Source organism: Lacticaseibacillus parakribbianus, assembly GCF_025490915.1.
Lineage (GTDB): Bacteria > Bacillota > Bacilli > Lactobacillales > Lactobacillaceae > Lacticaseibacillus > Lacticaseibacillus parakribbianus.
The window spans coordinates 1-14090 of sequence record NZ_JANQBA010000008.1; the positions used below are offsets into that span (position 1 = coordinate 1).

A 14090-nucleotide genomic window follows, 5' to 3' on the forward strand; every position below is an offset into this window, starting at 1 on the left:
CTTTGGTCGGGACGATGAACAGGAAACCTTGTGGTGTCCTGTTTTTGTGCTGGAAACTAAATGGTATAGAAAAAGGAGTTGGCAGGCAAGTAGCCTATCAACTCCAAATATCGTAGCGCCAAAACATTGAACCCGCAGCCTCTGGTTGTGGGTTTTTGTGTGTCTGGGCGGCCCCCCGGCTTGCGCAATCTCGGGTCAAAACCTGAAAACAGCGGCCAAGCGGGACCGCGATGCGGCTGGTATGCTGGTCCAGGTGGTCACAGGTCGCCCGGACCCGGCCGAAAAATGGGGCTCGCGCCGCGGCGGCGCGAGCCGGCGTGAGCGCATCACGGTCGGTGGCGGCGAGCCAGCGTGGCTGCCTCGCGGTCGATGCCATCGGGCCGCCGGCGGCCCGGATTGGCCGCACCCGCCGTGCCTGCGCGGTGCGACCCGGCCGCAACCGGCCGCGCCGGCCAGGCACCGCAAAGCCTGGGCCGGTCGGCCAGTCGTCGGCAGCCGTGGCGGCGCCGGCTGGCTGGTCGCATCGGGCAGACCAACTTTTGGCGGCGGTTTTGGTGAAACCGTTGACATTGCCGCGTGAGTTCGTGAGAATGGCGGTATTGACCCAAAGGAGAAAGACATGTTTTCAATTCTGATGGTAATTATCTACCTGGCCTTCATCAGCCTGGGCCTGCCGGATTCCTTGATCGGGGCGGGGTGGCCGGCGATGCACACGGCGCTTGGGGTGCCGACCAGCTTCGCCGGCATCTTGACCATGCTGATTTCGGGTAACACGATCATCTCGAGTCTGCTGTCCGACCGGCTGACGCGGCGGTTTGGCGCCGGGCTGGTGACGGCGACGTCGGTGTTGACCACCGCCGTTGCGCTGTTCGGCTTCTCGCTTGCCCCCAGCTTCGCCTGGCTGTGCGTCTGGACCGTGCCTTACGGGCTGGGGGCCGGCGCGGTCGATGCGGCGCTGAACAATTACGTGGCGCTGCACTACAAGGGCCGCCAGATGAACTGGCTGCACTGCTTTTGGGGCGTCGGCGCCTCGATCAGCCCCTACGTGATGAGCTTTGCCTTGACCCACCAGCTGGGCTGGACCAGCGGCTATCGCATCATCGGCGTCGTGCAGCTGGCCTTGACCGCGGTGTTGTTCGCCAGCCTGCCGCTGTGGCAGCGGTCGAACGCGGCCGGCGGTCAGCAGGCGACCAAGCTGAGCCTGCGCGAGCTCTTGGCGCTGCGCGGCTTGCGCCAGCAGCTCACGACCTTCTTGGCCTACTGCGCCCTGGAGGCGACGGCCGGCATCTGGGCGGCGACCTTTCTGGCCCAGGCCCGAGGCGTCGGCATCGGGGCCGCGGCCAAGTATGCGTCGCTGTACTACCTCGGCGTGATGGGCGGCCGTTTTTTGGCCGGCATCATCGCCGATCGGCTGGGGGACCGGCGGATGATTCGGCTGGGGGCGACGCTGATCTTGGCCAGCCTGGTGCTGATCATTGTCCCCGGGGTGCCGACCACCGTGGCGCTGGTGGGCCTGCTGCTGTTGGGGCTGGGCTGTGCCCCGGTTTACCCGACCATCATCCACGAGACGCCGACTAACTTCGGCGCGGCGAACTCGCAGGCCGTCATCGGCATTCAGATGGCCTTCGCCTACGTCGGCTCTACCTTCGCGCCGCCGCTGTTCGGGCTTTTGGCGGGGGTGGTCGGGGTCTGGCTGTACCCGTACTACATCCTAGCCTTCGCCTTGGTGATGGTCGCCGCCGTCGCGTGGACGAACCGGTTGTTGCCGGCCGCCTGACGCCCCCGTATAATGAAGGCTTAGGGAGGTGAGCGCATGCTAGAAGCAGCGGCAATTCGCGCAATGTTTGAAAAAGATCAAAAGGTCAACTACGACTGGGTCCTGCAACAAGAGGTCAAAACCTGGCAGCAAAAAGCCCGGCGGCCGCGCATTCTGATGCACTCGTGCTGTGCCCCGTGCTCGACTTACACGCTCGAGTACCTCACGCAGTATGCAGACGTGACGATTTATTACGACAATCCCAACATCCACCCGCGAGCCGAGTACGAACGGCGCCGGCTGGTTCAACAGCAGTTCATTCAGGACTTCAACGGCCGCACCGGCAACCGCGTCCAGTTCCTCGGCGCCGAGTACCGGCCCAGCGACTGGTTGAAGCAAACCGCGGCGCTGAAAAACGAGCCGGAGGGCGGGGCGCGGTGTCGCGTCTGCTACAACTACCGCCTGGACCGGGTGGCGGCCAAGGCCCATGCGCTGGGGTTTGACTACTTCGGCAGCGCCTTGACCATCAGCCCGAGTAAGAATGCCCAAGTGATCAACGCCCTGGGGCTTGAGGTGCAGCACCTTTATTCGGTGGCGTACCTGCCCTCGGACTTCAAGAAGCGCGGCGGCTACGCCCGTAGCGTCGCGATGTCCAAGGAATACGACGTCTACCGCCAGTGCTACTGCGGCTGCGTCTTCGCGGCGACCAAGCAAGGCGTCGACCTGGCGGCCATTAACCGCGAGGCCACGGCCTACGTCGCCGCCCATCGCGACCGCGATTACAGCGGCATCCAGTTTCACATCGCCCCGGCCAAGCAGGCCGGGGCCGCCGCGCTGCCGCCGGCGACTCAAGACACCGCGACGCCAGCGATCGCCGGTGAGACCCGCGCGGCCGCGATTGCGCCAAGCGGCGGTGCCGCAGCGGCGGTGCCACTTGGCGAGGCTGTGCTGGCGCCGGTCGCTTCGACCACCGGCGCTGCAGCGGGAGGTCGCCATGTTTGATGCGGCCTTTGACGCCCAGTACGCCTTTGACGGGTGGCTGGGGACCCGCTACACGCAGGCGGCCACGGCCTTTCGCCTCTGGGCCCCGACCGCGGAATCCGTCACGCTGTGCGTGTATCGCAGCGCCGATCCTCAAGCGGCCATCGGCCACACGCAGGCGCTGACCCGCGGCGACCGCGGCGTCTGGACCACGACGCTGGCCGGCGACCAGCGCAACTTGGTGTTCACCTACCAGCTGACGTTCGCAGGTCGCCCCCAAACCGAAACCATCGACCCTTACGCCACCGCCGCTACGGTCAACGGGCTGCGCGGCGTGGTGCTGGCCCCGGATCAGCTTGAGCCGGCGGGGTGGGGGCCGCGGCTTGCGCCGTTCGGGCCGCTGACCGACGCGGTGATCACGGAGCTGCACCTGCGCGACGTCTCGAGCAGCCCGGATTCCGGCATCCGCCACCGGGGCCAGTACTTGGGGTTGACCGAGCGGGGGACCCACACGCCGGGCGGCCAGGCCACCGGGCTTGATTACCTGCGGCAAAGTGGCACCACCCACGTGCAGATCATGCCGTTTTTTGATTTTGGTACCGTCGACGAGGCGCATCCGGAGCGGCCGCAGTACAACTGGGGGTACGACCCGGTCAACTACAACGTGCCGGAGGGGTCTTACGCGACCGATGCGGCCGCTCCCGCCTGCCGCATTCAAGAGGCCAAGGCGATGATTCAGGCGCTGCACGACGCCGGCATCCGCGTGATCATGGACGTCGTCTACAACCACGTCTTCGACCCCGCCACCCACCCCTTTGCCCTCACGGTGCTGGGTTACTTCTTTCGCAGCTGGCCGGATGGCACCTTGGCCAACGGGACCGGCGTCGGCAACGACGTGGCGTCGGAACGCGCGATGGTTCGCAAGTATATCGTCGATAGCGTCCGGTACTGGGCCGAGGCCTACCACATCGACGGTTTTCGCTTCGACCTGATGGGCATTCTCGACGTCGGCACCATGCAGGCCGTGCGGGAGGCGCTGGACGCCATCGACGACGGCATCGCGATGCTCGGCGAGGGCTGGGACATGGCCACGCCGCTTGATGCCGGCCAAAAAGCGACCCGCCAAAACGCCGCGGCGCTGCCCGGCGTGGCGTTTTTCGATGACGACTTCCGCGACCTGGTGAAGGGCCACGTGTTCAACGCGGCGGCGCCGGGCTTCGTCAGCGGGGCGGCCGGTCACGAGGCGGCGCTGGCGGACGCCTTGCTGGCGCGTCACGCCGAGCCGGCGCAGCTGGTTCAGTACGTCGAGGTTCACGACAACCTGACGCTGTTCGACAAGCTGCAGGCGGTTTCGCCCCAGGCCGACAGCGCGGTGATCGCCCGGCAGGCTCGCCTGGCCAACGCGCTGGTCGCCTTGAGTGCCGGGGTGCCTTTGATTCAGCTGGGCCAGGCCTTCCTGCGCAGCAAGGGCGGCGACGCCAACTCCTACCGCTCGCCGGATGCGGTCAACGCGATCGACTGGGCCCGAGCCGCCTGGGCGCGGGAGGCGGTGGCGGAGCTCAACGCACTTTGGGCGCTGCGCAAGGCCCAGCCGGCGCTGCGTCCCGCCACGGCCAACGTCGCCGCCGACACCGCGGTGCTTCAGGCGGCCGACCTGTTGATCGCCTACCAAAGCGGCGAGCTGGTGGTGGCGTTCAACGCCGCCTTGCAGGACCAAAACCTGGCGGTGGCCGGCCGGTTCCGGGTGCTTTTTTCAAGCACCGCCGCCCAGTGCGGCGAAACGGTGGTCGACCAAGTCGCGGTGCCTGCGGTCGGGGCCGTGGTGCTTCAGGCGGTGTACACCCCTTCACAGGCGTAATGCTCAAAAGACGCGCAACCGCGCGTCTTTTTTGCCGTCACCGCGGTGAGATGGTTGTCGCCGCGAACTACCAGCTTCCGGCCGTGGCGGCAGGGGTACACCGGGGTCAGGGATAAGCGAACGCTTGCGCGTGACTAACCGTAGCCTTATCTGCAATTTAATCGTACGCTATCTGGCCTTCTGCGAGGCAAACGTGATACAATGACCTTGTGAAAGCACTCTCATTCTCAGCGCCTGGCGCAACTCGAAAGGAAGCTTACGATGAAGATCATTGTGGTTGGTGCCACTCATGCCGGCACCTTTGCAACGCAGCAGATTCTGACCGCTCACCCCGATTACGAGGTGACCGTTTACGAACGCAACGACACCCTGTCCTTTCTCTCCTGCGGGATTGCCCTGTGGGTCGGGGGACACGTGTCTGATCCCAACAAGATGTTTTACTCCAGCCCCGAGGCCCTGACGGCGCTGGGGGCGACGATGGCCATGCAGCACGAGGTGACCTCGATTGATGCCGCGACCCGCACGGTGTCTGTGACCGACCTGGTGTCCGGCGAGCAGACGCTCGATCACTACGACAAGCTGGTGTTCACGCCGGGCTCGGCGCCGATCGTGCCGCCGTTGCCGGGCATCAAGTCGCTGAACCTGTACCTGTGCAAGAACTGGGGCGACGCCAAGCGCCTGGAGGCCAAAACCGCCGACATTCGCTCGGTCATCGTGATCGGGGCCGGCTACATCGGCGCCGAGCTTGCCGAGCAGTACGCGCTGGCCGGCAAGGACGTGACGCTGATCGACGCTTTGCCGCGCGTGTTGGCCAAGAACTTCGACCAAAACATCACGGACCGCGTTGAGGACCTGTACCGCGCCCATGGCACTAAGCTGGCCCTGGGCGAAAAGGTGGTGGCGTTTGCGGACGACGAATCGGGCATCACCGTGACCACCGACAAGGGAAGCTACGCCGCCGACATCGCAATCCTGGCCATCGGCTTCCGCCCGGCCACCACGCTGTTGAAGGGGCAAGTCGACATGCTGCCCAACGGCGCGATTTTGACGGATGACTACATGCGAACCAGTCGGCCCGAGATCTTCGTCGCCGGCGACTCCGCGGCGGTGCATTACAACCCGACCGGCAAGGCGGATTACATTCCGCTGGCGACCAACGCCGTGCGGCAGGGCATCTTGGTCGGCGCCAATATCGAGGTGGCGACGGAAAAGTACCTCGGCACCCAGGCCACCAGCGCCGTTGAGCTGTTCGACCACTGCATCGCGGCCAGCGGCCTGACCCAAGAAGGCGCCAAGGCCCGTGGCGTCGCCGCCGCGACGGTGGACATCGAGCAGCCCTACCGCCCAGAGTTCATGACCAGCACCACCAATGTGCTGGCGAGCTTGACCTACGACCCGGCGACGCGGCGGGTGCTGGGCGGCGCCTTTTACAGCCAGCACGACGTTTCCATGTCGGCCAACGTGATCTCCATGGCGATTCAGACGCAGATGACCATCGACCAGCTGGCGATGGTGGACTTCTTCTTCCAGCCGAACTTCGACCAGCCGCTGAGCTGGATCAGCGCCGTGGCGATGGCCGCCAAGGCGCGAGCCGACGAGGCGTAAGGCGACCAAATCGTTGTCAGCAGCCGCGCCTGTTGTGGTAGAATAGGCTAAACAAGCATGTGGCGGATGACCGCCCGTGAAGCCGTTGCGCTCATGTCACTGACATGGGCGCTTTTTAGTTGAGGAGTGATAAGTGTGACAACGGTTCAGTTGCAAAACGGGGTGGTGCTGCCAAGCCTCGGCTTTGGCACCTTTCAGATTTGGGATCAAGGTGCGGCCGCCAGTGCGGTCGCGGCGGCCCTGGGCGTCGGGTACCGGCTGATCGACACGGCGGCCGGCTACTTCAACGAGGAAGGCGTCGGCCGCGGCCTGAAAGCCAGCGGGGTGCCGCGCGACCAGGTGGTCTTGACCTCCAAGCTGTGGCCGACCGAGGCCAGCTACGAAGGCGCCAAGGTAGCGCTGCGGCGCAGCCTGACCAAGCTGGGCGTCGATTACCTGGATGTCTACTTGCTGCACCAGGCGCTGGGGGACTACTACGGCGCCTGGCGAGCGATGCAAGAGGCCCAGGCGGCCGGCCTGGTCCGGGCCATCGGGGTCTCCAACTTCGGAGCCGAGCGGCTGGTGGATCTGGCGACCTTCAGCGGCGCGGTGCCGGCCATCGATCAGATTCAACGCCACCCCTTCAAGCAGCAGCGCCTGACCGTGGCCGCGGCCGCTCACCTAGGGGTGGCCATCGAGGCCTGGCAGCCCCTGGCCCATGCGGCGCCGGCGCTTTTCAACCACCCGGTGGTGACCGCCATCGCAGCCGCCCACCGGGCCACGGTGGGGCAGGTGGTGCTGGCCTGGCAGCTGCAACAAGGCGTGATCGTGATTCCCAAGTCCACCCACCTCGCGCGGATGCAGGAGAATTTCGCGGCCCAGGCGCTGACGCTGACGGCAGCGGAGCTTGAGGCGATGGCGGGACTGGATCGAGCCCCGCAGGATCCGGGACCGCAGAACACCCCGGACCTGATTGCGCGGCTGACGAAGATTGACCCGGCCGGGCCCCATTCGGGCTAGCCGGTTTGCGGCGGCCCCGCAACTCCTGCTATACTGGGGTGTTTGGTGCGGTGACGCACGGAAAAGGGGTGCCTTTTGAAAGGTAAAATCATTCTGGTGGTCGGCCTAGCGCTGGCCTTGGTCGGTTGCGGTCGCCGGCAGGACTCAAGCGCAGTCGGGGCCGTCTACAAGGCGCAAAGCTACACGGTGGGGACTAAGACCACCACGCTCAAGGCGACCAGCAACCTGACGATGACGCTGAGCCTGGCCTCCGATCACAAGCTGGGGATGCTTCAAAGTAGCACGGCCACCGGCGGTCAGTACCTGGAGCACAGCGAGCTGCTGACCGTCGCCAAGCAGGAACTGCGCCGCACCGGCGAGGTCACCACGGTGCAGTACGCCACCGCAAGCGACCTCGCCCATGGCATCAACGCCGCGGCCTACAGCTACAGCCAAGAGGGGCAGCGCGGCAAGCTGGGCCGCATCACCACCACGACGGCCGGGCTTGACCTCAAGCTGGGTCGCACCACCTGGCACCTGCGCCGCATTCACAAGAAGACGCGCTTCACCTTGCCTTACGGAATCGCGGATCAGGCCAAGGAAATCGGCGTTCAGGCGCTTAAGTGACCCCGTCGGCGCCCGGTTTGTGCTATTCTATAGAGAATAGAATGGTGGGATGAACATGCCGCAACCAGGCGTTCAGGACTTGTTTTCATCGGAGTTAGACCGAACTCCGCTATCCAAAAAACAGCAGGCGGTGCTCAAGGCGAGCCTCGCGCTTTTTGCCGACCAGGGCTTCGCCAGCACCAGCACGCTGGACATCGCCAAGGCCGCCGGTGTCTCGGAAGGCACCGTCTTCAAGCGCTTCAAGACCAAGGAGGGGCTGCTGCGCGCGATCCTCGGCCCGTTCTTGCGCGGGGTGCTGCCGATTGCTGCCGGCGACTTCATGAACCGCCTGGCCCGGGCCCATGCGCCGCACTTCAAGGACCTGTTGGCCTTTGCGGTGCGGGACCGCGTCGAGTTCGTGATGCAAAACCGCAGTGAGATGAAGGTCTTCATCCAGGAAATGGTGAAGGACCCCAACCTCCTGGCGGATCTCACCACCCAGCTCAACCAGCTGATCACCAGCGCCTTGGGGCCGTTGTTCAAGCAGTACCAAGACGCCGGCGAGCTGGTCGCATGGGAGCCGATGCGTATCGTTCGCTACATCACCGGCACCATCCTGAGTTACCTGCTGCCCAACGTCGTGATGAGCGCGGCGCCATTGGACATCGACCAAGTCTGCCAAGACAGCTTCGAATTCCTGCTGCTGGGGCTGACCCCGCGGCCGCAGTGAAACACCAAAATGCCCTGCAGATACCACGTCACGCGTGGGTCTGCAGGGCATTTTGGTGTTTCAACGGCCGGTCCAGCCGGCGATGTCTGCCGGTGAGAAGCGGTAGGTGAGCTTTTCACCGTAGGCTTTTTCGTAGGCGGCGACCTTTTGGCGGTAGTCTTGTTGCATCATGTTCAGGCTGTTCTCCCGCACCGACAGCTTGGGGTCCGGGTAGATCAAAGGCTCGATGTACATGCTGTAGCCGACGGCGTGAAAATCCGGTGCCGTCAGCCTGGCGCGTGGGGTCATCGCGACGAAGCAGGAGACAATCGGCACGTTCAGCCGGGCGGCGTAGTAGTAGGCGCCGCGCTTGGGCGGCCGCGGCTTCTTGTACTGGTACCACATCTCCTGCTCCGGGTAGATCAGGACCCGGTGGCCGGCGTCCAGCGCCTGCTCCAGAAGCTCTGGGAAGGCGTGGCCCAGGTAGTCGACGTTCTTGCCGATCGGCAGGGTGTCGGCGTAATTCATCATGTAGCCCAGGGTGCCGGGCATTTTGAGGTTGGTCGCCTGACTGACGATGAACAGCCGGTGCATCCCCAGTCCCTTTCGCACCACCATGTTCTCCCAGGGGGAAAAGTGGTTGCTGGTGACGATCGCGCCGCCGGTCAGGTTGGCCAGGTTGGCCCGGCCGTGGATGGTCAGGTCATGCGCCTTGACCCGCGTGGTCATGTTCATGGCGGTGCGGGCGATCATGTTGTTCAGGCTGTAGCGCCAGGTGCCGCGGTTGGACACGAAGGCGTTCAGCAGGTTATGCTCCTCTTCCGGCGCCAGGGTGGGGTCGTTGACCTCGACTTTGGTGTTGAACTGGCCCTGGGCCACCGCGTCTTTGATGTTGGCAATCACGGGGTTCATAGCTGAACGCCACCTTCCTTGGCCGCCACGTTGGCGAAGGTGACCGGCTGGGTGCTGATGCTTCGCGCCAGCTCGATCAGGTTGGCCTTGTGCTGGTGATCCGCCGCCACCTGCTTTGGGCCAAAGGCGACCTGGGTGGCATGAAGGGCGGCGCCGGCTTCGGTGTCGTCGGCCGTCGCCCAGAACTCGGTTTCGTGAGGAACGCCTTGGTAGTGCCAGGGCTTGTCGAACAGGTTGTAGTGAATCAGCTTGGGCGTGGTAATCTGCGGCTGCTCGCCCTGGACGTTCCAGGCCGGGTCCAGGTGCAGCAGGCGGTTTTTGGTCATCGCGTTGAGGTAGTCTTGATCCGGGGCCAGGCTGCGGAAGTGGTAGCGGTTCAACAGGTTCAAGAAGGCCGTGGCAAAATTGGCCTGGCGCATCGCGGCGAGGTCCATCAACAGCACCCCGGAGTTGACGTAATCCGCCACCGGCAGGCCGATCGCCTGGGCCGCGTAGGTCGCAGTCTCCGGGTTGGCCGCCATGAACGGGTCGCTGACCGCCCCGACCAACGCGCCGTCGAGCGGGGTGTTGAACAGCTCCGCCACGTCGGCCAGCACCACGGTGTCGGCGTCGAGGTAGATTGCGCGGTCAAGCTCAGGGAACAGCTCCGCGATGAACAGCCGAAAGTAGATGGTCAGCGTGAAGTAATCCGCTCGCAGGGTGTTGCCGCGGTCGTCGATCCGCGCCTTGAACTGGGCCCCGATTGAGGCGAAGGCGATGTGAACGTTGGGCGTGGCCTGGGCCAACAGGAGCTTTCGGTGCGGCGCAGTCAGGTGCTCGGTCAGGATGTAGACCTGGTACTCGCGCTTTGGATCGGCATGCTGCGCCAGCGAGTGCAGTGCCACGGTCAGCGGCCCTGCGTAATTGTCATCGACGGAAAAGAAGATCGGGATCATCAAAGTCCCTCCTTTGTGTAGTTGGTCAGGGCCGCAAAGTCTGCGAGCAGCGCATCCTGGCTGTGGTCGTGCAGCGTCTCGTGCATGGCGGCCACGTCCCAGGGCTTGACCGTCACCGGGTGAAACCACGGCCAAAAGTGCAGGCGCGTCGAGTAGTGCATGAACACGGTGTCGGCGTGGGGGCCGTGCTGGTCGTTGGCCCGGCGCGGCGCCAGTCGAACATGTTGCGCCAGGTTGTTCAACGCGCTTTGATCCGGCATGAAGTAGCGCTTGGTGGCCAGGGCCTGCCGGCACCGCGCGAACAGCCCGGTGCGGCGAATTTCCGCGAGGTTCAACAGCAGCACCCCGGAGTTCAGGTAGTGCAGGTGCCAGCCGCGGCGGAAGAACCACTTGCCGTAGTGGTCGAGGGTGCCGACGACCTCAAGTTCGGTGAGGTCCTGTTGGTAGAAGGCGGCGGGATCCTTCATGCACACGACGTCAAAGTCGAGGTACAACAGTCGGTCCGGCAGCGGCAGCAGGTCGGCGTAAAGCCGCAGCATGCAGTAGGGCGTGAAGCGCGTCGCGAGGTTGGCGGTGGGCGGCGCTTCGTTGAACGGCTCGGTGACATCCAGCAGCGTCACGCGGTGCTCCGCATTGAACCGCCGCAGCATCGCCTCAAGCCGCGGGGCGACGGCCGGCGAAAGCGGCGTGAAGCCCTGGATGCTGGCCGTCAGCAGGTAGATGTGAAGCGGTGTGTTAACCTGCCGGGCCAGCGCCAGGCTCGCCAGCGCGATGCCGGTTTCGGCCCGGGCGTCTCCGCAGAATAGAATGTTCACGACTCTTCCCTCCGGTACAAAATGTGCTGGGTGGTGCTTGCATCCGCTCGGTCCAACATCGCCGCTTGCACCTGGGCGGCCAAGGCCGCCTGCCGCGCCGCCTTGTTCAGCGCCGGATCCGGCCAAAACGGGCCGTCGACGTAGACGGTGGTGCCAAGGTCTTGGTAGGTGGTGGTGAAGGCAAAGCTCGGGCGGTTGGTCGCCACCGGGTAGTGGAACGAACCGGGGCGAAAGGGCCGAATACCGGTGTAGTACGGCCAGACATGCGCTTCGGGATAAATCGCGACCGCGCCGCCTTGGCCCAGCGCCGCCTGCAGCGCCGCCAGGAAGCGCCGCGTCTGGGCTTTGGTCTGCGGCAACACCAACGCGCGGCCGTACGGCAACAGCGGCCCCAGCACCGGCACCTTGCGGTTGGCGGCGCTGGCCAGCGTGTATACCGGCTGCGTCAGAAGCTGCATCGGCAGGAACGGATCGCCGATTTCCTGGGTGTGGTTGCCGTAAAGAAACAGGCTTTGACCGCGGTAAGGCGCCAGCGCGGCCAGGTTGACGTAACGCACGCGCAGCTTGCGGTGCCAGTACCAGCGGCCGAACAGCCTGGCCCCGCGGTAGATTGAGGCGGTCACAAGCCGTTCGGGCCAGGTGGTGCGAGCAAAGCGGAAATTGTCGGGCAACGCCGGCTCCGCCTGGCCCGGCGCGATGACGTCATCGGTCAGGTCGTGGTAGCGAATGATTCGCATGAACGCCCCTCCGTTTCTAAGTGAGTGCTCACTTTACTCTCAATATTATACCGCCGTGAAAAGCATCGTCAACGTTTATGAAAATCGAACGGCGCTTTCACCGCGGCCCGGCCGCGGTGAGGGCTGGTGCTTTGGGCCCGGCGTGGTATCCTAGAAGCGGAGGTGTTCTCATGTCGAGACGATGGGTGAAATGGGTTGCGCTAGTGGCGGCACTGGCGGTCGGAGTGGGTCTTTGGGGGTGGCGTCACGCGCTGGAGGCGGCGCCAAAATCGCCCGCCAGCCGCGCGGCGGCTTCAGGCCGCACCAAGCACCGGCCGGCGAAGTCTGAGGCGTCGCCCAGTGGCGACAAAGGTCAAGCAGACGCCGAGCCTGGCAAGGCCAGCGCCGCGGCGAAGGCGGCGACCCCCAAGGCGGCCGGCAAGTCCGCAGCCGCGAAGGCGGCCAAGGCGAGCGGTACGAGTCGGTCCGAGCAGGCCGCGGCGACCAAGGAGGCGGCCACGCCAGCGCTGCCCAAGGGTCAAAATCACGTGGCGGCGGCCGATGCTTACGCAACACCGGCTCAAAAGGTGCATGACGACCTCTTTGCGCCGCTTGATGCCAAACGGCCCAAGGTGGTGTATCTGACCTTCGATGACGGACCGAACCTGACCATGACGCCGCGGGTGCTCAAGGTGCTGGAGAAGGCCAAAGTCCACGCGACCTTTTTCGTGGTCGGCTCGCAGGTCTCAAGCACCACGGCGCCGGTGCTGCGCCAAGCGGTGGCGCAGGGCAACGCGATTGGCCTGCACAGCTTCAGCCACACTTACGGCTTTGAGGAGTGCGGCAGCGCCGCCGAGACCACCAGCGAGGTGACCCGGACGCTGGCCGCGGTTCGTCGGGTGCTGGGGGCTGGCTTTGCTACCGGTGCTTGGCGCTACCCGGGCGGCCACATGTCCTGGCACACGCTCGCCGCCCCGGACGCGGTGTTGAAAAGGGCCGGGCTTGCCTGGATCGATTGGAATGATGCGGTGGGGGATGCGCTTGGCGCAAGCGGTCCCCACTCGGTGGCGGGGTATCTCGCCTACCACCAGCATGCGCTTGACGCGTATGGGCAGCACAACACAACGGTGGTTTTGATGCACGACGCCGCCGGCAAGGAACTGACATTGGCCACGCTGCCCAAGTTGATCGAGTGGTACAAGACGCACGGGTACCATTTCGGCGTCATCAGCTGAAGTGACGCTTGACCTGTAACGCGTTACAGGTGCGATACTGGTGAAAACGGCGGCCCGGCCGCAAGAAAGAGGTTCCAATGATTCGCATGATTTTTTCCGACATGGACGGCACCCTGCTCGACGACCACGGCGACGTCACCGCTGGCAACGCGGCGCTGATCAAAAAGGCGGCGTTGCCGGTGACCCTGGTGTCGGCCCGGGCGCCGATCGAGATGGCGGCCGCCATTGACGCACTCGGCCTGACCGGCCCGCAGATCGGCTTCAACGGGGGGCTGATCTACCAGCCGACCGCCACCGGCTACCAGCCGCTGGTCGCGACGCCGCTGGTACCCGCCACCGCCAAGGCCATCATCACCGCGGTGGAAGCCCGCTTCCCCAAGGTCAGCCTGAGCTACTACACCGCGACGGACTGGTTCGCGCCGCGCATGGACGCGGGGCTTGAGCACGAGGTGGCGGTGTCGCACCTGCACCCGACGATTCGGCCGACGGCGGCGGTGCTTGCGCGGCCCGGCCTCGCGTTCTTCAAGATCATGATGATCGCGCTGGACCCAGCCGAGCTGGTGCGGCTGCAGGCGTTTTTCGCCGCACAGGCCTGGCCGGGCATCGCCGCTCAGCGCTCCGGCACCGCGTGGCTGGAGGTGACCGCCGCCGCGGCGCAAAAATCGACGGGTATCCGCTACATCCTCGACCGCTTCGCGCTGAGCCCGGCGGAGACGGCGGCCTTTGGCGACGGGCACAACGACCTGCCGATGTTTGAGGCGGTCGGCCACGCCATCGCCATGCAAAATGCGCTGCCTGAGATCAAGCAGCGCGCGGACGCGGTCACCGCGGCCAACAGCGAAGACGGCGTCGGCCGCGGCATCTGGCAATTTCTGATGCCGTGAGTTATACTTGCGGTAACGCGATGGCGATGGTGTTCGCCTAGGACGAGTTGATGACACCTACCTGATAATGAGGGTAGGTGTCATCTTTTTTTACGGAGGG

The 14090-nt window shown here is 65.0% G+C and carries 11 protein-coding genes and 2 pseudogenes; 9 read left to right on the forward strand and 4 right to left on the reverse strand.

Annotated elements, in window-relative coordinates; genetic code table 11:
• Positions 1 to 619 precede the first annotated feature (619 nt).
• From NUH19_RS07855 to NUH19_RS07885, 7 genes and pseudogenes are all read left to right on the forward strand, one after another.
• Positions 620 to 1777 carry an MFS transporter gene (locus NUH19_RS07855; protein ID WP_262316006.1) on the forward strand — a complete coding sequence of 386 codons (1158 nt, stop codon included), beginning with the start codon at positions 620 to 622 and terminating at the stop codon, positions 1775 to 1777.
• Between the two features lie 36 nt (positions 1778 to 1813).
• A pseudogene (locus NUH19_RS07860) lies at positions 1814 to 2560 on the forward strand (epoxyqueuosine reductase QueH); the annotation flags it as partial.
• Positions 2561 to 2750: 190 nt separating this feature from the next.
• The gene (gene pulA, locus NUH19_RS07865) at positions 2751 to 4595 is read left to right on the forward strand and encodes a type I pullulanase (RefSeq protein ID WP_262316007.1); all 1845 of its coding nucleotides are present in this window, start codon (positions 2751 to 2753) and stop codon (positions 4593 to 4595) included.
• A 261-nt stretch (positions 4596 to 4856) separates the two neighbouring features.
• Positions 4857 to 6200, forward strand: coding sequence for an FAD-dependent oxidoreductase (locus NUH19_RS07870; RefSeq protein ID WP_262316008.1), 1344 nt, complete (start codon positions 4857 to 4859; stop codon positions 6198 to 6200).
• A 135-nt stretch (positions 6201 to 6335) separates the two neighbouring features.
• Positions 6336 to 7199: an aldo/keto reductase gene (locus NUH19_RS07875; RefSeq protein WP_262316009.1), complete on the forward strand. Its 864-nt coding sequence runs from the start codon at positions 6336 to 6338 to the stop codon at positions 7197 to 7199.
• A 75-nt stretch (positions 7200 to 7274) separates the two neighbouring features.
• Positions 7275 to 7805 (forward strand): hypothetical protein, encoded by a 531-nt coding sequence (locus tag NUH19_RS07880; RefSeq protein WP_262316010.1) that lies wholly within the window; start codon positions 7275 to 7277, stop codon positions 7803 to 7805.
• A gap of 55 nt (positions 7806 to 7860) precedes the next feature.
• Entirely contained in the window at positions 7861 to 8514 is a 654-nt protein-coding gene (locus NUH19_RS07885) for a TetR/AcrR family transcriptional regulator (protein ID WP_262316011.1), read from the forward strand.
• Positions 8515 to 8804: 290 nt separating this feature from the next.
• Here the strand turns inward: NUH19_RS07885 and NUH19_RS13190 are convergent.
• From NUH19_RS13190 to NUH19_RS07905, 4 genes and pseudogenes are all read right to left on the reverse strand, one after another.
• Positions 8805 to 9147: pseudogene (locus NUH19_RS13190) on the reverse strand (1-acyl-sn-glycerol-3-phosphate acyltransferase); the annotation flags it as partial.
• Positions 9148 to 9401: 254 nt separating this feature from the next.
• A complete protein-coding gene (locus NUH19_RS07895; RefSeq protein ID WP_262316013.1) occupies positions 9402 to 10340 on the reverse strand; it encodes a glycosyltransferase family 8 protein in 939 nt (312 codons plus the stop codon).
• The gene (locus NUH19_RS07900) at positions 10340 to 11155 is read right to left on the reverse strand and encodes a glycosyltransferase family 8 protein (RefSeq protein WP_262316014.1); all 816 of its coding nucleotides are present in this window, start codon (positions 11153 to 11155) and stop codon (positions 10340 to 10342) included. The genes NUH19_RS07895 and NUH19_RS07900 overlap by 1 nt, the downstream gene beginning before the upstream one ends.
• On the reverse strand, positions 11152 to 11892 hold the full coding sequence (locus NUH19_RS07905; protein ID WP_262316015.1) for a lysophospholipid acyltransferase family protein: 741 nt from the start codon (positions 11890 to 11892) through the stop codon (positions 11152 to 11154). Before NUH19_RS07905 ends, NUH19_RS07900 begins: the two co-directional genes overlap by 4 nt.
• A gap of 170 nt (positions 11893 to 12062) precedes the next feature.
• On the opposite strand from NUH19_RS07905, the gene NUH19_RS07910 reads away from it, so the two are divergent.
• Both NUH19_RS07910 and NUH19_RS07915 read left to right on the forward strand, forming a co-directional pair.
• Positions 12063 to 13106 carry a polysaccharide deacetylase family protein gene (locus NUH19_RS07910; protein WP_262316016.1) on the forward strand — a complete coding sequence of 348 codons (1044 nt, stop codon included), beginning with the start codon at positions 12063 to 12065 and terminating at the stop codon, positions 13104 to 13106.
• Positions 13107 to 13183: 77 nt separating this feature from the next.
• Positions 13184 to 13990, forward strand: a complete 807-nt coding sequence (locus NUH19_RS07915; RefSeq protein WP_262316017.1) for an HAD family hydrolase — start codon at positions 13184 to 13186, stop codon at positions 13988 to 13990.
• The last annotated feature ends 100 nt before the right edge of the window (positions 13991 to 14090 follow it).

What these genes read in the sequence shown, in the direction of transcription:
- NUH19_RS07855 (WP_262316006.1), top strand. Translation starts at nt 620, where the DNA reads ATGTTTTCAATTCTGATGGTAATTATCTACCTGGCCTTCATCAGCCTG.
- pulA (WP_262316007.1), top strand. Translation starts at nt 2,751, where the DNA reads ATGTTTGATGCGGCCTTTGACGCCCAGTACGCCTTTGACGGGTGGCTG.
- NUH19_RS07870 (WP_262316008.1), top strand. Translation starts at nt 4,857, where the DNA reads ATGAAGATCATTGTGGTTGGTGCCACTCATGCCGGCACCTTTGCAACG.
- NUH19_RS07885 (WP_262316011.1), top strand. Translation starts at nt 7,861, where the DNA reads ATGCCGCAACCAGGCGTTCAGGACTTGTTTTCATCGGAGTTAGACCGA.
- NUH19_RS07895 (WP_262316013.1), bottom strand. Translation starts at nt 10,340, where the DNA reads ATGATCCCGATCTTCTTTTCCGTCGATGACAATTACGCAGGGCCGCTG.
- NUH19_RS07905 (WP_262316015.1), bottom strand. Translation starts at nt 11,892, where the DNA reads ATGCGAATCATTCGCTACCACGACCTGACCGATGACGTCATCGCGCCG.
- NUH19_RS07910 (WP_262316016.1), top strand. Translation starts at nt 12,063, where the DNA reads ATGTCGAGACGATGGGTGAAATGGGTTGCGCTAGTGGCGGCACTGGCG.
- NUH19_RS07915 (WP_262316017.1), top strand. Translation starts at nt 13,184, where the DNA reads ATGATTCGCATGATTTTTTCCGACATGGACGGCACCCTGCTCGACGAC.